The sequence below is a fragment of the Blautia sp. AF19-10LB genome (assembly GCF_003461245.1).
GTDB lineage: Bacteria > Bacillota > Clostridia > Lachnospirales > Lachnospiraceae > Blautia_A > Blautia_A intestinihominis.
Genome location: NZ_QTWS01000009.1, coordinates 22,335 through 42,537, shown reverse-complemented (window position 1 = coordinate 42,537; position 20,203 = coordinate 22,335). Strand labels below are relative to the sequence as shown.

At 45.8% G+C, this 20,203-nt stretch carries 13 protein-coding genes; 12 read left to right on the top strand and 1 reads right to left on the bottom strand.

Annotated elements, in window-relative coordinates; all coding sequences use genetic code 11:
• The first annotated feature begins 66 nt into the window (after window positions 1–66).
• The 9 genes from ligA to ybaK all read left to right on the top strand — a co-directional run bounded on the left by ligA (window position 67) and on the right by ybaK (window position 11,150).
• On the top strand, window positions 67–2,025 hold the full coding sequence (ligA, locus tag DWX28_RS07075) for an NAD-dependent DNA ligase LigA (protein ID WP_118252271.1): 1,959 nt from the start codon (window positions 67–69) through the stop codon (window positions 2,023–2,025).
• Window positions 2,026–2,060: 35 nt separating this feature from the next.
• Entirely contained in the window at window positions 2,061–3,002 is a 942-nt protein-coding gene (gene metA, locus DWX28_RS07070; RefSeq protein WP_022213738.1) for a homoserine O-acetyltransferase MetA, read from the top strand.
• Between the two features lie 29 nt (window positions 3,003–3,031).
• Window positions 3,032–4,534 carry a Na+/H+ antiporter NhaC family protein gene (locus tag DWX28_RS07065; protein WP_022213737.1) on the top strand — a complete coding sequence of 501 codons (1,503 nt, stop codon included), beginning with the start codon at window positions 3,032–3,034 and terminating at the stop codon, window positions 4,532–4,534.
• Between the two features lie 30 nt (window positions 4,535–4,564).
• Complete coding sequence (locus tag DWX28_RS07060) at window positions 4,565–5,173, top strand: C39 family peptidase (RefSeq protein WP_118252270.1); 609 nt, start codon at window positions 4,565–4,567, stop codon at window positions 5,171–5,173.
• Window positions 5,174–5,260: 87 nt separating this feature from the next.
• A complete protein-coding gene (locus DWX28_RS07055) occupies window positions 5,261–5,860 on the top strand; it encodes a zinc dependent phospholipase C family protein (protein ID WP_227221891.1) in 600 nt (199 codons plus the stop codon).
• 175 nt (window positions 5,861–6,035) lie between these two features.
• A complete protein-coding gene (locus tag DWX28_RS07050) occupies window positions 6,036–8,066 on the top strand; it encodes an NlpC/P60 family protein (RefSeq protein ID WP_118252305.1) in 2,031 nt (676 codons plus the stop codon).
• A 152-nt stretch (window positions 8,067–8,218) separates the two neighbouring features.
• Window positions 8,219–9,472: a transglutaminase domain-containing protein gene (locus DWX28_RS07045; RefSeq protein WP_227221884.1), complete on the top strand. Its 1,254-nt coding sequence runs from the start codon at window positions 8,219–8,221 to the stop codon at window positions 9,470–9,472.
• A gap of 10 nt (window positions 9,473–9,482) precedes the next feature.
• On the top strand, window positions 9,483–10,649 hold the full coding sequence (locus tag DWX28_RS07040; RefSeq protein ID WP_022213732.1) for a TM7S3/TM198-like domain-containing protein: 1,167 nt from the start codon (window positions 9,483–9,485) through the stop codon (window positions 10,647–10,649).
• A gap of 21 nt (window positions 10,650–10,670) precedes the next feature.
• Complete coding sequence (ybaK, locus tag DWX28_RS07035; RefSeq protein ID WP_022213731.1) at window positions 10,671–11,150, top strand: Cys-tRNA(Pro) deacylase; 480 nt, start codon at window positions 10,671–10,673, stop codon at window positions 11,148–11,150.
• Between the two features lie 85 nt (window positions 11,151–11,235).
• Here ybaK and DWX28_RS07030 read toward each other — a convergent pair whose 3' ends face one another.
• Window positions 11,236–12,876 carry an ABC-F family ATP-binding cassette domain-containing protein gene (locus DWX28_RS07030; RefSeq protein WP_022213730.1) on the bottom strand — a complete coding sequence of 547 codons (1,641 nt, stop codon included), beginning with the start codon at window positions 12,874–12,876 and terminating at the stop codon, window positions 11,236–11,238.
• A 300-nt stretch (window positions 12,877–13,176) separates the two neighbouring features.
• On the opposite strand from DWX28_RS07030, the gene DWX28_RS07025 reads away from it, so the two are divergent.
• The 3 genes from DWX28_RS07025 (at window position 13,177) to DWX28_RS07015 (ending at window position 20,201) form a co-directional block, all read left to right on the top strand.
• The gene (locus DWX28_RS07025) at window positions 13,177–13,608 is read left to right on the top strand and encodes an RrF2 family transcriptional regulator (RefSeq protein ID WP_022213729.1); all 432 of its coding nucleotides are present in this window, start codon (window positions 13,177–13,179) and stop codon (window positions 13,606–13,608) included.
• A gap of 227 nt (window positions 13,609–13,835) precedes the next feature.
• Entirely contained in the window at window positions 13,836–17,372 is a 3,537-nt protein-coding gene (gene nifJ, locus DWX28_RS07020) for a pyruvate:ferredoxin (flavodoxin) oxidoreductase (RefSeq protein ID WP_118252269.1), read from the top strand.
• Window positions 17,373–17,453: 81 nt separating this feature from the next.
• Window positions 17,454–20,201, top strand: coding sequence for a YfhO family protein (locus DWX28_RS07015; RefSeq protein WP_118252268.1), 2,748 nt, complete (start codon window positions 17,454–17,456; stop codon window positions 20,199–20,201).
• Window positions 20,202–20,203 lie beyond the last annotated feature (2 nt).

Below are 20,203 nucleotides of genomic sequence, written 5' to 3'. Positions count from 1 at the left end.
GGAAGGAATTAGAAAAACGGATCCGAAATTCATCAAGTGAAACGATCAAAGAGACAGGAGGACATCATGGAAACAGCAGCCGTAAACCAAATGAAAGAACTGGTAAAAAAACTGAACGAAGCGGCAAAGGCCTATTATCAGGAAGACCGGGAGATCATGAGCAACAGAGAATACGACGCTCTGTACGATCAGCTGGAGCAAATGGAAGCAGAAACAGGCATCGTTCTGGCAGACAGTCCGACTGTTAATGTAGGATATGAGGCAGTAGATGCACTGCCAAAGGAAACACACGAATCTCCGATGCTCTCTCTCGACAAGACCAAAGAGCGAGAGACACTCAGAGCTTTTATAGGAACCAATCCGACACTGCTTTCCTGGAAAATGGATGGACTGACCATTGTCCTTACCTATGAGAACGGGGAACTTCAGAAGGCGGTCACCAGAGGAAACGGGATCGTCGGAGAGGTCATTACTAATAATGCAAGGACATTCAAGAATATCCCGCTTAAGATCGCCTATCAGGGAAGGCTTGTGCTGAGGGGCGAGGCAATCATTACCTATTCCGATTTTGAGAGGATCAATGAAACGATCGAAGACGTCGATGCCAAATACAAAAATCCGCGAAATCTCTGTAGCGGATCGGTCAGACAGCTGAACAATCAGATCACCGCGGAGCGAAATGTAAGGTTTTATGCGTTTGCGCTGGTATCTGCACAGGATGTGGATATGCATAATTCCAGGGCATATCAGATGGAATGGCTGAAATCTCAGGGCTTTGAGGTGGTGGAATACCGTATGGTGACAGGCGAAAGCCTGGACGAAGCGATGGATTATTTTTCTCATGCGATCGAGAATAATGATTTTCCATCCGATGGACTTGTTGCGCTTTATGATGACATTGCATATGGAGATTCACTTGGAAGTACTGCGAAATTCCCGCGAAATGCGTTTGCTTTCAAATGGGCAGATGAGATCCGCGAAACGACGCTTCGTGAGATTGAGTGGAGCCCGTCGAGAACAGGACTGATCAATCCGATCGCAGTTTTTGATCCGGTGGAACTGGAGGGGACGACCGTCAGCCGTGCAAGTGTCCACAATGTCAGCATTGTGAAGGAATTACAGCTTGGGATCGGCGATACGATCCAGGTCTACAAGGCAAATATGATCATTCCGCAGATCGCAGAGAACCTGACCAGGAGCAGTAATCTGGAAATCCCACATATCTGTCCGGTCTGCGGTGAGGAAGCCAGGGTCATTCAGGAAAATGAAGTAGAATCTCTCTACTGCATGAACCCGGACTGTGTTGCGAAGAAGATCAAGGCATTCACACTCTTTGTAAGCAGAGACGCCATGAATATAGACGGATTGTCTGAAGCTACACTGGAGAAATTCATCGCCAAAGGTTTTATCCATGATTTCGGAGATGTTTTTGAGATCGCGAAGCATCGCGAAGAGATCGTGACAATGGAAGGATTTGGAGAGAAATCTTATGACAATCTTATAGTAAGCATTGACAAAGCAAAGGAGACAACACTTGCGAAGGTGATCTACAGTCTTGGAATCTCTAACATCGGACTTTCCAATGCGAGAGTGATCTGCCGGCATTTTGATGATGATCTGGACAAGATCCGGACAGCCGAGGAAGAGGAGATCAGTGCGATCGATGGAATCGGCCCGGTGATCGCAAAGAGCCTCACGAAATATTTCAAAGATCCGGAAAACAACCGCAAGCTGGATCATCTGCTTGGATATCTTCATATTAATAAAGAAGAAGTTTCTGAGAACCAGACACTGGCAGGAATGAATTTTGTTATCACAGGAAGCCTGGAGCATTTCAGCAACCGCGGCGAAGCCAAGAAGCTGATCGAATCCTTGGGCGGCAAGGTGACAGGTACCGTCACAGGCAAGACAAATTACCTGATCAACAACGATACCACATCCAATTCATCCAAAAACAAAAAAGCCAGGGAACTTGGGATTCCAATTTTGTCTGAGGAAGACTTTATCAAAATGACAGAACAATAATATATAGAAAGAAGCACATAAAGGAGGAACGGAAAATGCCTATTAAAATACAGGGGGATTTACCGGTAAAAGAAATTCTGGAAAGAGAAAATATATTCGTCATGGACGAGGGAAGGGCTGTGCATCAGGACATTCGTCCGATCCAGATCCTGATCCTGAACCTGATGCCACTCAAGGAGGAGACAGAGCTTCAGCTTTTGCGTTCTCTCTCCAACACACCGCTGCAGGTGGATGTGACTTTTATGGCAGTGGAGAGCCATGAGGCAAGAAACACTTCGATCAGTCATCTGAATAAATTCTATGAGACTTTTTCTGATCTCAAAGACAGACGTTTTGACGGAATGATCATTACAGGAGCTCCGGTCGAGCAGATGGAATTTGAAGAAGTAGACTACTGGAACGAACTCCAGGAGATCATGGACTGGACTTCTGACCACGTGACCTCTACGATCTTTCTGTGCTGGGCTGCACAGGCGAGTCTTTATCATTTCTATGGACTTAAGAAACGCCAGCTTGACCACAAGATGTTCGGCCTGTTCTGGCACAAAGTCCTGAACCGCAAGATCCCGCTGGTAAGAGGGTTTGACGATATGTTCCTTGCACCACATTCCAGACATACAGAGGTCCCGATCGAGGACATCCGTGCCTGCAAGGACATCACGATCCTGGCAGAATCCGAGGAAGCTGGACTTTTCCTGGCAATGGCAGAAGGTGGAAGGAAGATCTTTGTGATGGGACATCCGGAATATGACCGTGTCACACTGGACGGCGAGTACAAGCGTGACATGAGCAAAGGACTCCCGATCGAAATCCCGGAGAATTATTATCGCGAAAACGATCCGGCAAACAAACCGCTGCTTATGTGGAGAGCACATGCAAACAATCTGTATACAAACTGGCTGAATTATTACGTATACCAGAGCACTCCGTTCGACCTGTACGGAACACCTGATTTCGACAGTATTAAAGGGCATTGATAAATTAAAAAATAAGAGGGGGAAACGAAATGGATGGATCAATGTTTATCGGAACCTGGTGGTCACTGGTTCCACCGCTGCTGGCGATCGCGCTGGCGCTGATCACGAAGGAGGTTTACAGCTCACTGTTTATCGGTGTGGCAATGGGAGCACTGCTTTATACGGGCTTTCATCCGTGGAATGCGTTTGTAGCATTGTTTGACATCATGAAGAGCAGTATGAATCTGAATATTCTGATCTTTGACGTTCTGCTTGGAATGATCATTGTACTGATGGCGAAGTCAGGAGGATCAGCGGCGTATGGACGCTGGGCGGGCAGTAAGATCAAGAATAAAAAGAGCGCAATGTTTGCAACAACAGGACTTGGTATCCTGATCTTTGTGGATGACTATTTTAACTGTCTGACCGTAGGCTCTGTTATGCGTCCGGTCACAGACAAGTACAGAGTATCACGTGCGAAACTTGCTTACATAATCGACGCGACTGCAGCACCGGTTTGTATTATCGCACCGATCTCAAGCTGGGCGGCAGCAGTCAACTCTTATGTGCCGGCAGATGCAGGGATCACAGGATTCCAGCTTTTTCTCTGGACGATCCCGTATAACCTGTATGCACTTCTTACCCTGGTCATGGTATTTTATATGATCGGTACCGGATTTGATTTCGGACTTATGAAGAAACATGAACAGAATGCGGCAAGAGGAGATCTTTTTACTTCCGGCGGAGAAGAATTTGATCAGGTCAAGGAAGAAGAGATTTCTTCCAACGGTCATGTCATCGATCTGATCCTTCCGGTCCTGGTACTGATCGGAACTGCGATCGGTGCGATGATCTATACAGGATTCCTTGGCGGAGCGACAGATATCGTCACTGCTTTTTCCGGCTGTGATGCAGAGACCAGTCTGATCTTTGCAACGATGATCACCGTATTATTTATGCTCGTGCTGTATCTTCCGCGAAAAGTTGTCACATTCAAGGGGTTTATGGACAGCTTTGTAGAAGGATTCAAGATGATGATCCCGGCGATCGCGATCCTGATCTTTGCATGGTCACTGAAAGGAATGGGCGATGCACTTGAGATCGGAACTTTTGTCAAGACGATCGTAGGCACCAATGCATCTGCAAGTGTGATCCTTCCGGCGATCCTGTTCCTGGTGGCGATCTTCCTTTCTTTCTCAACAGGAACAAGCTGGGGGACGTTTGCAATCCTGGTTCCGATCGCGATTGCGATGTTTCCGGGTGCCGACAATATGCAGATGATGATCATTGCAGTATCCGCGGTTCTTTCCGGAGCTGTCTGCGGAGACCATGTTTCGCCGATCTCTGACACAACGGTTATGTCCTCAGCAGGTGCACAGAGTAATCATATCAATCATGTAACGACACAGATGCAGTACGCGGCTGTAGTTGCAGTGGTATCCGCAGTGGGCTTCCTGCTTGCAGGCTTTGTCCATGTATGGTGGATCGTCCTGGGAGTCAGCCTTATCCTGCTGCTTGCGGTCCTTACTGTGCTCCGCAAAGTTGCAAAGTAGATGATATCTGACAGGAAAGAGACAGGAGATATGACGAAGATCAAAGTACCTTATATCGACCAGAGCGGCAGATATCCGACAGGATGCGAGAGCGTCACTGCTGTCATGCTTCTCCGTTATCTTGGGTGTGATATTACGGTAGATGGTTTTATCCGGAACTGCCTCAGGTGCAGGGCGATGGAGCAGAGAGAGGACGGACTTTATGGACCGGATCCGAACGAATTTTTCTGTGGAAGTCCTTATGATGATGAGGCTTTTGGATGCTATGCACCGGCACTTAAGGGAGCACTTGAGCGGGCGGCAGGAGATACTTTTGCATTTGTCAATGAGACAGGAACTTCCATAGAAGAGTTGTGCAGAAAGTACATTGACCGCGGGATGCCGGTAGTTTTCTGGGCCTGCATCAATATGCGAAAGGAGATCCCGGGGCCGGAGTGGAAACTTCTGGATTCCGGTGAGCGGTTTGAATGGACTTCCAATGAGCATTGTATGCTTCTGGTGGGATATGATGAGAATGGCTACTGGTTCAACGATCCATATGATCATAATGGTGTGATCTTTTACGAAAAGGAACTGACAGAGCAGCGTCATGCGGCACAGCACAGTATGGCGATCGGTGCTTCGAAGAAAAAAATTTAAAATTCACAAAATCTCTATTTTCAAATGGCCGGATATCTGTTATAGTAGATGTTGGTTACAGCAAACAATTTATTTGCACAGAAAGAAGTGTTTATTTTGCGAAAGAAATCACACATACTGTTAGCAAGATATCTGGCAGATCAGATGCCTGCTAATGAGAGCTTACAGTCACATAGAAAAGCATTTTGTCTCGGAAATATCCTTCCGGACATCCAGCCATCCTTTGTAACCAAGAGACATGAATATTTTGGCACCTTTGACGAGGTACAGGGAAAGATCAGCCGTCTGGTAGAGAACGGTCTGGTAGAATACAATGACCGTGTGTTCTGGAGAAGAGCAGGCGAGATCATGCATTACATTGCAGACTACTTTACATTTCCGCATAACAAGACATTTGACGGATCTCTGCGTCAGCACAATACGTATGAGAAGCATCTGAAGAATGAACTCAAGGTCTTTGTTGAGAGTGGAAGAGCAGATATTTATGCGGAGAAGAATCTTCGCTTTGATACACTGAACCAGCTTCTTGATTATATCAGAGAGCGTCACAACGTTTACCTTGACCGCAAGCGTTCGATCGAGGAGGATATCCATTATATCTTAAGTGTATGCTTTCAGGTATTCCAGGGATTGTTCCAGCTTTGCCTCCGTGTAGTAGCATCAGGTGTACCGGCAGTAAATATCTGAAAATATGAAAAAAATATGAAAATTACCCAAATCCGCCGGAGTGTTACACTCCGGCGGTTGATTTTGAAAAAACAGTATGCTAAAATAAGCACAGTTATTATGTAAGTTAGAAGATTTTAACATATTCCTTTCAGGAAATGGGAATATGGTCACAGAAGGGAGTTTTTTTGGCAGAATGAAGAATAAATATCTGACAAAGTATTTATGCATCTCGATGATTTCAGCAATGGTTTTGTCCAGCCCGATGTCTATTCTGGCTGCGGATGAAGGAATAGAGGCTTCAAGCGATTTTGGAGACGGCAGTGATCTGAGTGATGGTTCCGGGGAGGAGACACCGGCACCAGAACCAACAACAGCGCCAGATCCGGAACCAACAGTCGCACCGGAACCAACAACGGCACCAGAGCCAACGACAGCACCGGAACCGACAACAGCGCCAGAACCAACGACGGCACCGGAACCGACAACAGCACCGGATCCAACAGCAACTGTGACACCGGTTCCAACTACAGCGCCTACGTCAACACCAACGCCGACTCCGACAACAGATAATTCAGCAGTGACTGCGCTGATCAGTCAGATCAATGCCCTGGCAGGGGAGACACTTACTTTGAATCATGCATCCAGAGTAGAGGCACTTCGGACAGCTTACAATAATCTGTCAGATGAACAGAAAGCAATGGTTACCAACTATCAGACTCTGGTAAAACTTGAGGCAAAGATTGCAGAACTTAAGAAGAAACAGAACAGCAGCAACAGCAATACTACTGATATTTCAGATGGAACGAAAACGACAGATGTGACAGGTAAGACCGGTACACCGGTTTATTATGTGTCAAACCTTCATGCAGGAAAGGACTTTTATCTGGACAGCCTGAAGGAGAATTATCAGCTCAGCTTTTCTGATGATTTTTCATCTGTAATGGACGAAATTGAGAAAGAATATAAAGAAAAGAACAAACTGACAGATGCCAGTGACAGCAGAACGGATGGAATGACTACATCTGCGGATTCTCTGCTCGTGCGAAACTGGCAGGATATTCTGGCGATTTATGTGTATGAGCAGAGCCAGAAAGGTACCAAGGAATTTAAACTGGATTCTTCCAGCAAGGATGAGCTTGCTGAGATTTTTGCAAAGATGAATCCGGTAGTTCGTGACAAAGAAAATATCACCCATGTTTCCTATGGAAACTATCATATTAATACGTACATCAAGCAGAATAATATTGCACAGGACAAGAGAACTGTTCTCAAGAAATACACAGAAACAGACTGTAAGCTCCTTTGTGCGATCGTTACAGATGCCAAAGGATTTGTACGTCAGAGTGTTGGAGATGATGTTTCGGAAGAACGTGTCAATGTCATTACAGCGGCATATTCTCTGGTAGGTGAGGTCGGCTATTTCTGGGGCGGCAAGTCTACTACGATCGGCAAGGATCCGAGCTGGGGAAATGCAGAGAAGGTTTCAGCAGCCGGAAGCCCGAGCACAGGAACGACCAGAGCCTATGGTCTGGATTGCAGTGGCTTTGTTACCTGGGCAGTCATCAATGGATATGACAGCACAGATATGGAAGGCAGTGTTGGAGATGGAACTTCTGATCAGTGGGAAAAGGCAGATGTAGTCAGCGAGCAGGATGCGCAGCCTGGCGATCTGGTGTTCCAGAATGGTCCGGAATCAGGAAGCAATAATCATGTGGGTATCATCTGTGGTAAGACAGATGCGGGCGACTGGATCGCAGTACATTGTTCTTCCAGCAAGAACGGGGTTACAGTAGGAGAGGCATACGGTGCAAGTTTCCGTTACATCCGTCAGCCATCTTTCTATCCGACACAGGAAGAACTTGCCCAGATGGTAAGTGATGGAACGACTGCAAGTAATGCAGAGGCACTGGATACTGCCGCAGATGTAACAGAAACATCGGATGGTGATTTCACAGCCAATACAGAAACAAAAGCAGACACTAAGAAAGCAGAAGAATCCAGCGAAGATACATCAGGAATTGATATCAGTTTTGAGGATGATGTGGAAGCAGGAACAGAGGATGCCGGGCTTTCTGACGGAATCACTTCAGGAAGTACAACAGTAGAAGTGACAGGTACACTTAAAGAAATTCTCGAAAAGGGAATGACAGTTTCTTCCGGCAGTGCCGCAATTTATCCACAGCAGCCGGATAACAGTGATATTCAAGTGGAATTCGAAGATTAACACCTGAGAAAAGCCCGTGAAGATCGGTATATGATTTTCGCGGGTTTTTTGACATCGGGATTTGTCGGTTGTTCGTGAATATCCGTAATACAGACCCTTTTTTCGGTATGCTATAATAAAAAGAAACTATCAGGAAGACAGAGGAGTGGGAAATGAGAAAGCACAGGTTGCCTCAGAAAGTATGCCTGTTTGTGATTTTGCTTGCCGTTCTGGGATGGGGACTGAATACACGGATCCACAGATCTGGAGAGACAGGCAGTGATACAGAACAACAGTCTGTGATCATGGATGTGGCGAGGGGGATTTTTGACAGAGAACCTTCAGAGGTACAGGATTTACGAGAACAAAGTATAGCAGAGACGGACGAGGGTGGATATCAGGAGTATTATTTTAATCTTCTCGGGGATGATGAAAGAAGAATCTACCGGGAAATGTTAGATGGAATTGAGAAAAGAGAGAATAATTTTTATCTGACAACTTCAGAAGAAACGAAGATCAACAAGGTTTATCATGCACTTCTTAAGGACCATCCGGAATTGTTCTGGGTACATAACCGGCAGGAAGTATATACAACTTCCTATCCGGGGAAAGATTACTGTGAATTTGCCCCGGGCTATACTTACACAGATCAGGAAGTCGAAGAAATTCAGCAGGCAATGCAGAATGCCTGTCAGGAAGTTCGAAGTCTGATTCCAGAAGGAGCAGATACTTACGAGAAAGTCAGGACAGTTTACGCTTATCTTATTGATCATGCAGAATATGCATCTTCTGAGGATGATCAGAATATTGCGGGGATTTTCTGGAAAGGGCAGGCAGTCTGCGCCGGTTATGCAAGGGCTGTACAATACCTCCTGGAACAGCTTGATATCCCCTGCATTTATGTCGAAGGGGATACCAGGGACAGTGATGAGGGACATGCATGGGATATTGTTCAGATAGAAGGGCAGTATTATTATGTGGATGCAACCAATGGAGATCAGCCGCAGTTTCTGGAGGGAGATGCTGTTCAGTTCGCAGAACACAAAACAATTATTTATGACTATCTCTGTCCGTTTCCTCAGGAGTATGAGCTGGTTTATACAGCTTCGGATGAATTTCCTGTACCGGAATGTACGGCAACAGATAAGAATTTCTATATGTTAAATGGAGCATGCTTTGACAGTTACGATTACCAGTCGCTATATGAATTTTGCTGTATGCGTCTGGATAACGGGGCTGCGGTAGTTCGTTTTAAGTTCAGAAATCAGGAAGATTTTGACGAAGTTTATCGGCAGTGGATTCAGAGCGACGGAGATGAATATATTCAGGATGTGGCACGATATTATATGGGACTGTATGGGCTTAGTACAGTAGAGTATCATTATGGAGTTCTGGATAATCTCAAAACAATGTATTTTATGTTTTAGGAGGAGCGTTATGACAGGAATTTTACAACAGATAATGAGTACCATGGAGCAGACCAGGTCCGTTTCGGTTCTGGACAGCGTTTCTATGATCGGATTTGCAGCCCTTCTTGTTCTTGGTGTGATCAATTGCGTATTGGGATACCGGCTGCTCCGCTTCTGGATGATGCTGTTTGGCTTTCTGATCGGAGGCGGTATCGGACTTGGCGTGGCATATACCATGGGAATCCAGGAAAAATATATGTACGCAGTGATCATGATCGGTGTGGGCATTCTGCTCGCAGTGATCGCTTTTCTGAGCTACAAGGTCGGAATTTTTATTATCGGTGCAGGCATCGGACTGGGACTTGGAATCTATGTTTTCCATCCGACAACTTCTCTGGTATTTTTCTTCTGCCTGCTGCTTGGCGTGGGACTTGGCGTGCTTGCCATGAAGTGGGCGGGGATTGTCCTGATCGTTGGAACCAGCCTGCTGGGCGGCGCCATGGCAGGTTTTTCCTTGGCGAAACTTGGAGGACTTGCAGATATTCCGTATGGACTTGGCTTGAGCGTGGGTTGTGCCCTTCTTGGTATGCTGATCCAGTTTGCGACAAACCGCCGTGTTGTGATCGAAGAAGAGGAATATGACCCGCAGGAATACGAAAAAGCTCGCAGAAGCTCAGACTATGTGGATACAGACGATTATCTTCCACGCAGAAAGAGAGAAAGAGCAACGGGTGAGGAACAGAAATCCCAGAGGAATCGTAAACGCCGTGAAGAGCATTCCAAAGAACATAATTCTGTTCAGCAGAAACAGGTAGTTGATGTTCCGCTTGAGAAAAAAACACGTAAGCGCAGGCTCGATGATCCGGCACCGGAACGGGAGGAGACAGTTGTATACCGTCCAAAGAGAACCAGCGCATCTGCGGGAACAGGGCGCAGTGGCAGCGGTAATGTGAATGACAGAAATGTAAATAATAGAAATATAAATAACCGAAATGTCAGACGGAATACTTATGAGGATGATTATTACGATGATTACTATGATGACGAGCCGATCGATGAGGAGGATCTTGACGAGCAGATCATTCAGGAAATGATGGATGAGGATGACCGCGAAGGCGAAGAGATCTGGAACCGGATCTCCGGAAAGAATTCAAGAAATACAAAGAATACAAAACGAAACAGAAATGCCAGATAAGAGGCAGGAAAGAAGGACACAATGGCAAAGGAAGCAAAGACAAATGCAATGAGAATGTTGGACCGCCAGAAGGTGAAGTATGAGGCGTTCCCTTATGAATGTGATGAATTTATAGATGGACTCCACAGTGCAGACCTGATCGGTGCACCATACGAACAGTCCTTTAAGACACTGGTCATGGAGGGCAAAAGCGGCGGCTATTATGTGTTCGTAGTTCCGATCGAGAAAGAAGTAGACCGCAAGGCAGCAGCCAAAGCAGTCGGCGAGAAAGCAGTAGACATGATCCATGTCAAGGATATCCTCAAGATTACGGGATATGTCAGGGGTGGCTGCAGTCCGCTCGGAATGAAGAAAGCATATCCGACAGTTTATGATGCATCCGCGGGAAACTTTGATGAGATCTATGTGAGCGGCGGAAGGATCGGACTGACACTCAAGGTTCCGCTTGAACCACTTCTCAAGGTGACCAATGGGAAGCTTGCTGATATCACCATGAAATGATAAATATATAAAAATCCCCCGTTCCATGAGAAGTGTCTCGGGAACAGGGGATTTCTTGTATATGGAATAAATCAGATGCAAAGATTTAGTTATCCGCAGCGTCCTCTTCATTAACCTGGAAGACATGGCGTTTCTTGGCCATTTCGTCGCTTGCCAGATATTCGTCATAAGTTGTGATCTTGTCGATCAGCTTGCCGTCCGGAAGGATTTCCATGATACGGTTTGCAGTTGTCTGTACAAACTGATGATCGTGTGAGGTGAAAAGGATGACACCCGGGAATTTGATCAGTCCGTTGTTCAGGGCAGTGATGCTTTCCATGTCAAGGTGGTTGGTAGGCTCATCAAGGATCAGGATGTTCGCACCGGAGATCATCATCTTGGATAACAGGCAGCGGACTTTCTCACCACCGGAGAGTACACGGACTTTCTTGACACCGTCTTCGCCCGGGAAGAGCATTCTTCCGAGGAAGCCACGTACATAAGTAGCATCCTTGATCTCAGAGTACTGGGTCAGCCAGTCTGTAATGGTAAGGTCATTGTCGAATTCCTGTGTATTGTCCTTCGGGAAGTAAGCCTGGGAAGTAGTAACGCCCCATTTGTAGGTTCCTTCATCCGGCTCCAGCTCTCCTGTAAGGATACGGAAGAATGTTGTGATCGCCTGCTCATTGGCACCGACGAAAGCAACCTTGTCGTCATGACCGAGAGTGAAGCTGATGTTGTCAAGAACTTTCACACCATCGATGGTCTTGGAAAGGTTCTCGACCATAAGTACTTCGTTTCCAATCTCGCGGTTCGGACGGAAGTCGATGTAAGGATATTTACGGCTGGACGGACGCATGTCGTCAAGCTGGATCTTCTCCAGGGCACGCTTACGGGAAGTAGCCTGTTTGGACTTGGAAGCGTTGGCACTGAATCGGGAAATGAATTCCTGGAGTTCTTTGATCTTTTCTTCCTTTTTCTTGTTGGCTTCTTTCATCTGTTTGATGAGGAGCTGGCTGGATTCGAACCAGAAGTCGTAGTTTCCGGCATATAACTGGATCTTGCCGTAGTCGATATCTGCGGTGTGAGTACAGACTTTATTAAGGAAGTAACGGTCATGGGATACAACGATGACGGTATTGTCAAAGTTGATCAGGAATTCCTCGAGCCATTCGATCGCCGGGAGATCCAGGTGGTTGGTAGGCTCATCGAGGAGCAGGATGTCCGGGTTTCCAAAAAGTGCCTGAGCCAGAAGGACTTTGACCTTCTGGCTTCCTGTCAGGTCTGCCATCTGTGTGTAATGAAGATCGGTATCAATGCCAAGTCCGTTCAGAAGAGTAGCAGCATCAGATTCTGCTTCCCATCCGTTCATCTCTGCGAATTCGCCCTCGAGTTCACTGGCACGGATTCCGTCCTCATCTGTAAAATCTTCTTTAGCGTAGATCGCTTCTTTTTCTTTCATGATCTCGTACAGTCTGGCATTTCCCATGATGACGGTGTCGAGAACCTGATAAGCGTCATATTTGAAGTGGTCCTGCTGCAGGAAAGAAAGACGCTGGCCAGGAGTGATAACGATATCTCCGTTGGTCGGCTCAAGCTGTCCGGACAGGATCTTGAGGAAAGTAGACTTACCGGCACCGTTTGCACCGATCAGACCATAACAGTTTCCCTCTGTGAATTTGATGTTGACATCCTCAAAGAGAGCTTTCTTGCCAACACGCAGTGTGATATTATTTGCTGAAATCATAAAGTACCTCTTTTCTTGATTATGGTTTCTTGGTTTTCTTATTATTTTTATGCATTCACATCTCATTTTACAGTAAAAAGAGGATTTTGCAAGACTTAATCCTTGATTTTTGCGGGAAAAACGAAGAAGCTGTTGAAAATAATTAAAAATCCGGCTGAAAAATTAAAAATAATGTTGAATTTATACAATAAAATTGTTATAATCCATACCAATAGGCTGTAGTAAGAAACAAAAGGTACGCAGACAGATAAGGACGCAAAGGAGAGGGACGTCCGAGACAGCAGAGAGAGGGCTTAAACTATGTTGATTACCAGAGAATGTGATTATGCAGTAAGGGTCGTGCGCGCACTGGCGGCAGGCGGGAGGATGAGTGTTGGGGATATCTGTGATAAGGAATTTATCACAGCACCTTTTGCCTACAAGATCCTTAAGAAACTTCAGAAAGCAGAGATTGTAAAGGGATTTCGGGGAGTGCATGGGGGGTATTCCCTGAACCGCAGGGCAGAGGATCTGACTCTTTACGATATTTATACAGCGATTGATCCGGAATTCCTGATCATCGACTGTCTGGAACCGGGATATGAGTGTCCGCGCAATGGTGAGGGTGACCATGCGTGTACCATACACTGTGAGCTGTGCAAGATCCAGAAGGAACTTTGCGGAATGCTTAAGAGCAGTAACCTTAAGGATCTTCTTCCATCGGACTTTATGGAAGAGCCGGCCGATTCCTGAAAAGCAGAACAGAATGTCATTTTTGGTACAAAACACCAGAGAATTTGTTACAGTTCACAAAAAAGTAAGTGGACTGTAACTTTTTTGTATGTAAATATGTACAGAAAAAATACAATCCAGATTGGACAATCCGAAAGGCGTATGCTATAATAATGAATGGACTTTTAGACCGCTTACTGGTCTAGAGATAAAAATTTTTCATCATACCTTTAAGGAGGAAACAAACTATGGCAAGAAAGATGAAAACCATGGATGGTAACCATGCAGCCGCTCATGCTTCTTATGCATACTCAGATGTAGCTGCTATCTACCCGATCACTCCTTCATCTGTTATGGCGGAAGCAACAGATGAGTGGGCAACTCAGGGAAGAAAGAACATCTTTGGACAGGAAGTACAGGTTACAGAGATGCAGTCTGAGGCAGGTGCTGCAGGTGCAGTACACGGATCTCTGGCAGCAGGTGCTCTGACAACTACTTATACTGCATCCCAGGGTCTTCTTCTGATGATCCCGAACCTTTACAAAATCGCTGGTGAGCAGCTTCCGGGCGTTATCAACGTATCCGCTCGTGCACTTGCTTCTCACGCACTTTCCATCTTCGGAGATCATTCCGACGTTATGGCCTGTCGTCAGACCGGATGCGCAATGCTCTGCGAATCATCCGTACAGGAAGTTATGGACCTGACACCGGTTGCTCATCTTGCAGCAATCAAAGGTAAAGTTCCGTTCATCAACTTCTTCGATGGATTCCGTACATCTCACGAGATCCAGAAGATCGAGACATGGGACTATGAGGACCTGAAAGACATGGCAGATATGGACGCTATCCAGGCATTCCGTGACCATGCACTCAACCCGAATCATCCATGCCAGAGAGGTTCCGCTCAGAACCCGGATATCTTCTTCCAGGCAAGAGAAGCATGTAACCCGTTCTACGATGCTCTTCCGGCAGTAGTTCAGGAATACATGGACAAAGTAAATGAGAAGATCGGAACAGATTACAAACTGTTCAACTACTACGGAGCAGAAGATGCTGAGCACATCATCATCGCTATGGGTTCCGTAAACGATACAATCGAGGAGACAATCGATTACCTTGCAGCAGCAGGCAAAAAAGTCGGTGTTGTTAAAGTTCGTCTTTACAGACCATTCTGCGCACAGGCACTGATCGATGCTATCCCGGATTCCGTTAAACAGATCAGCGTTCTCGACAGAACAAAAGAGCCAGGAGCACTTGGCGAGCCTCTGTACCTTGACGTTGTTGCTGCATTAAAGGACAGCAAGTTCAAAGATGTCAAGATCTTCACAGGACGTTACGGTCTTGGTTCCAAAGATACTACACCGGCACAGATCGTTGCAGTATACGAGAACACAACAAAAGAAAAATTCACAATCGGTATCGTTGATGATGTTACACACCTTTCTCTGGAAACAGGTGCTCCGCTTGTTACAACACCAGAAGGAACTACAAACTGTAAGTTCTGGGGACTTGGAGCAGATGGTACTGTAGGCGCTAACAAGAACTCCATCAAGATCATCGGTGACAATACAGACATGTACGCTCAGGCTTACTTCGATTATGACTCCAAGAAGTCCGGCGGTGTTACAATGTCTCACCTTCGTTTCGGTAAGAAACCGATCAAATCCACATACCTGATCCACAAAGCAAACTTTGTTGCATGTCACAATCCGTCCTATGTAAACAAATACAACATGGTTCAGGAACTTGTTGATGGCGGTACATTCCTTCTTAACTGTGCATGGGATATGGAAGGTCTTGAGAAACATCTCCCGGGACAGGTTAAAGCATTCATCGCTAACCACAATATCAGATTCTACACCATCGACGGTGTGAAGATTGGTATCGAGACCGGCATGGGACCAACACGTATCAACACAATCCTTCAGTCTGCATTCTTCAAACTTACAGGAATCATTCCGGAAGAGCAGGCAATCGAACTGATGAAAGCAGCAGCAAAAGCTACTTACGGACGTAAGGGTGATGACGTTGTTCAGAAGAACTGGGCAGCTATCGATGCTGGTGCAAAACAGGTTGTAGAAGTTAAAGTTCCGGAGAGCTGGAAAGATGCAGCTGATGAAGGTCTCTTCATGGCTCACGCTAACCACGGTGCTCAGGATGCTCAGGACTTCGTAAACAACATCCAGTGCAAGATCAATGCTCAGGAAGGTAACTCCCTCCCTGTATCTGCATTCACAGAATATGTTGATGGTACTACACCGTCCGGAACAGCAGCATACGAAAAACGTGGTATCGCTGTAAACGTACCGGTATGGCAGCCAGAAAACTGTATCCAGTGTAACCGTTGTGCATATGTCTGCCCACACGCAGCAATCCGTCCGGTAGCACTGACAGAAGAAGAAGCAGCTAACGCTCCAGAAGGAATGGTTACTCTTCCAATGACAGGTATGAAAGATTACAAATTCACCATGACTGTATCAGCTTATGACTGTACAGGATGTGGTTCCTGTGCAAATGTCTGCCCAGGCAAGAAAGGTGCAAAAGCCCTTGCTATGGAAAACATGGAAGCAAACGCAGGACTTCAGAAATTCTTCGATTACGGAAGAGAACTTCCGATCAAAGAAGATGTTGTTGCTAAATTCAAAGAAACAACAGTTAAGGGAAGCCAGTTCAAACAGCCTCTGCTTGAGTTCTCCGGAGCATGCGCAGGTTGTGGTGAAACACCTTACGCTAAACTGATCACACAGCTGTTCGGTGACAGAATGTACATTGCAAATGCTACAGGATGCTCCTCTATCTGGGGTAACTCTTCACCGTCTACACCATACACAACCAACGCTAAGGGACAGGGTCCGGCATGGGCTAACTCACTGTTCGAAGACAACGCTGAGTTCGGTTATGGTATGCTTCTTGCTCAGAGAGCTATCCGTGATGGCCTCAAAGCAAAAGTTGAAGCTGTTGTAGCAGAAGGTAAAGACGAAGCAGTTAAGGAAGCAGGTCAGGAATGGCTGGATACATTCTCTGTTGGAGCAACCAACGGTGCAGCAACAGACAAACTGATCGCAGCTCTGGAAGCTTGTGGATGTGACGCAGCAAAAGAGATCCTTGCTCAGAAGAACTATCTGTCCAAGAAATCCCAGTGGATCTTCGGTGGTGACGGATGGGCTTACGATATCGGATTCGGTGGTGTTGACCATGTTCTCGCAAGCGGACGTGACATCAACGTTATGGTATTCGATACAGAGGTTTACTCCAACACAGGTGGACAGTCCTCTAAATCTACACCAACAGGTGCGATCGCTCAGTTCGCAGCTGGCGGTAAAGAAACCAAGAAGAAAGATATGGCTTCCATCGCAATGAGCTATGGCTATGTATACGTAGCACAGATCTCTATGGGTGCTGACTTCAACCAGACTGTTAAAGCAATCGCTGAAGCAGAAGCTTATCCGGGACCGTCTCTGATCATTGCATACGCTCCATGTATCAACCATGGTATCAAGAAAGGTATGGCAAAAGCTCAGACAGAAGAAGAACTGGCAGTTAAGTGCGGATACTGGCACAACTTCCGCTTCAACCCGGCAGCAGACAAGAAGTTTGCTCTGGATTCCAAGACACCGGATATGGAGAACTACATGGACTTCCTGAATGGCGAGGTTCGTTACAACTCCTTACAGCGTCAGAATCCTGAAAAAGCAGCTAGACTGTTTGCTAAGAACGAATCTGAAGCAAAAGCTAGATATGCATATCTGAATAAACTCGTAGCTATGTACGGCGAAGAAGAATAATTCAGAATCATTGGCCGCGGTACTTTATGTACCGCGGCTTTTTTGATACATGCAGGATGGATTTGTATAAGAGAGAATGGCATGAATAAAAAACTGGATAAAAAAAGAAATATAGATTTTTACCTGTTATATACGTTAGTTTTTTTTGCAGTTGCCCTGGCACTGTATCTGAAATTTTTTGCAAATGGGAAATCACTTGTCTGGAGCCATGACGGTGTGCCACAGCATCTCAACTCACTGGCATATTATGGAAAGTATCTGAGAAAGGTACTTCATACTTTGTTTATAGAACATAAGCTGTCCCTGCCTCTGTGGGATATGCATATTGGCTACGGTTCGGACATTTTGACGACCTTACATTATTATGTGATTGGGGACCCGCTGACACTTTTATCTGTGTTTGTCCCGGCATCAAAGACAGAAGCCCTCTATGCGTTTCTGATCTTTCTGCGTATTTATCTGGCTGGCATTGCGTTCAGCAGATACAGTTTTTATCATAAGAATTCAAAACAGGCGACCTTTATGGGAACGATGATCTACATCTTTGCAGGATGGACGATCTATGCGGCGATGAAACATCCGTATTTTTCCAATCCCATGATCTACCTGCCTCTGATTCTTCTGGGAATTGACAAGATCTATAAGAAACAAAAACCATATGTATTTATATGGTCCGTTGCCCTGGCAGGACTTTCAAACTTTTATTTCTTTTATATGCTGGGGATCTTTATGGTACTTTATGCGATTTTCCGCTACTTTGATCTGTTTGCGGACAGATCCATCAAAAATATCGGGAAATGGCTTGGTGTTTTTGCGGTATATTCCGTGATCGCAGTACTGATCGCTGCGGTGATCCTGCTTCCGGTGATTCTTCCGGTGTTTGGAACGGATCGTTTCAAGGCAGAGAACTATGTACCGCTGTTTTATGACAGAATTTACTACGAAAAATATCTTGGATGTCTGATCGGAGAAAACATGATCCAGTGGGGTGTTGCCGGTTATACGGCAGTTTCCCTTGCCGGTGTTTTCGTACTGTTTTCCAAAAAGAAAAAGTACACCGCACTCAAGGCTGGTTTTGTGCTTCTGAATGTGTTTTTGCTGCTGCCTTATGCAGGGCATGTCCTGAATGGACTTTCCTACGTTTCCAATCGCTGGATCTGGGCTTATGGAATGCTGATCGCGTACATCTTTGTAAAAATATACCCGGAACTTTTTGCTCTTACGCTTACAGAAAAGCGAAAAGTTTTTGTGATGCTTCTGATCTACTGTATTCTGGCGCTCCTTCCGGAGGCGGCAAGGACACAGCGAAATCTGATGGCGATGGTCCTTTTGTCACTTTCGACATTTACCGTGCTTTCCTTCGGAAATATCTTTACCAGGGAGCGAAATCTTACGGTGATGGTTGCAGGTTTCCTGATCGCAGGCATCCTGTTTAATATGCATTATCAGTATTCCTATGAGAAAGATTATCTCTCGGAATTCACCGACAGTGGAGAAGCCCTGGAGAAACTGGAAACAGGCGTTGACCGTGCGGTACTCAGTACCGATGATCCTTCGGTTTACCGTTATGACCAGATGGATACGAATTCCAGCGAAAACTCTTCGATGCAGATGGGAACGAACAGTACTGCTTATTATTTCAGTGTCGCAAGCTCAAGCATCGCGAATTTCTTTGACGAGATGTACCTGAATACACCGTGGGAACAGCATTATAACAATCTTGACGGACGGACGATCCTGGACCGCCTCGCTTCAGTGAAATATTTTGTAGTCAAAAAGGGCAAGGAATCAGATCTTCCATATGGCTATTCCAGACTCAGCGGCGAAGCAGAAAAGAATGGCAAGACTTATCTGGCATATGCAGATGAAGATGCATTGCCGCTTGGCTATACCTATGATTCCTGGATATCCAGAGAAGATTATGACAAGATGACTGTGACAGAGAAACAGCAGGCTCTTTTGCAGGGCGTGGTCCTCGATGACAGTTCCCTTCCAGAGACAGAGACACATTTCAATGACCGCGAAGTTTCCTATTATACATCAGAGGGCAAAGGCTGCCGCCTCAAGAATGGCAAAGTCGTGGTCACACAGGAAAATGCACAGCTCAAGCTGGTCTTTGAAGGAGAGGAAAATGCGGAGACATATCTGATCACGGAAGGCCTGGATTACGAAGGGCTTTCCCCAAGAGAAATGATCAGCGACAAAAAATGGTCCAAAATGACAACTTACGAGCAGAACAAACTGCTGGAAGAAAACAGCAACTGGCGTTACTGGAAGGAGAGTCAGAAAGCTTCGATCCAGATCGGAGGACGTTTCCTCAAGAAAACGATCCAGATTTTTACAGATAAGTACAATGCATACAGTGGCAAGCATAATTTCCTCTGCAATACCGGATACAGCGAAAAAGGCAGACACACGATAACTCTGACTTTTGAAAATACGGGAGTCTACAGTTTCGACAGCCTCAAGATCTACTGCCAGCCAATGACAGAGATCGACAGCCAGACCAGCAAACTTGGCGAAGAAGTTCTGACCGATGTAAAAATTGGCAATAACGAGATCAATGGAAAAATCTCTCTTTCTGACACAAAAGCACTGGTACTTTCCATTCCTTACAGTGAAGGATGGACGGCGTATGTCGATGGAGAAGAAACAGAACTTAAAGAAGCAAATACCATGTATATGGCCCTGGAACTTCCGAAAGGTGATCACGAGATCCACCTGGTATACTGGACACCATATCTCAGAACCGGTCTGTGCTTGACTTGTATCGGTGTATTGTGCTACATTGTGTTGGTGTTAATAAACAGAAAGAAAAAGAGGTTTTAAAA

Coding starts and splice junctions, on each gene's coding strand:
- ligA (WP_118252271.1), top strand. CDS start 67: ATGGAAACAGCAGCCGTAAACCAAATGAAAGAACTGGTAAAAAAACTG.
- metA (WP_022213738.1), top strand. CDS start 2,061: ATGCCTATTAAAATACAGGGGGATTTACCGGTAAAAGAAATTCTGGAA.
- DWX28_RS07065 (WP_022213737.1), top strand. CDS start 3,032: ATGGATGGATCAATGTTTATCGGAACCTGGTGGTCACTGGTTCCACCG.
- DWX28_RS07060 (WP_118252270.1), top strand. CDS start 4,565: ATGACGAAGATCAAAGTACCTTATATCGACCAGAGCGGCAGATATCCG.
- DWX28_RS07050 (WP_118252305.1), top strand. CDS start 6,036: ATGAAGAATAAATATCTGACAAAGTATTTATGCATCTCGATGATTTCA.
- DWX28_RS07045 (WP_227221884.1), top strand. CDS start 8,219: ATGAGAAAGCACAGGTTGCCTCAGAAAGTATGCCTGTTTGTGATTTTG.
- DWX28_RS07040 (WP_022213732.1), top strand. CDS start 9,483: ATGACAGGAATTTTACAACAGATAATGAGTACCATGGAGCAGACCAGG.
- ybaK (WP_022213731.1), top strand. CDS start 10,671: ATGGCAAAGGAAGCAAAGACAAATGCAATGAGAATGTTGGACCGCCAG.
- DWX28_RS07030 (WP_022213730.1), bottom strand. CDS start 12,876: ATGATTTCAGCAAATAATATCACACTGCGTGTTGGCAAGAAAGCTCTC.
- DWX28_RS07025 (WP_022213729.1), top strand. CDS start 13,177: ATGTTGATTACCAGAGAATGTGATTATGCAGTAAGGGTCGTGCGCGCA.
- nifJ (WP_118252269.1), top strand. CDS start 13,836: ATGGCAAGAAAGATGAAAACCATGGATGGTAACCATGCAGCCGCTCAT.
- DWX28_RS07015 (WP_118252268.1), top strand. CDS start 17,454: ATGAATAAAAAACTGGATAAAAAAAGAAATATAGATTTTTACCTGTTA.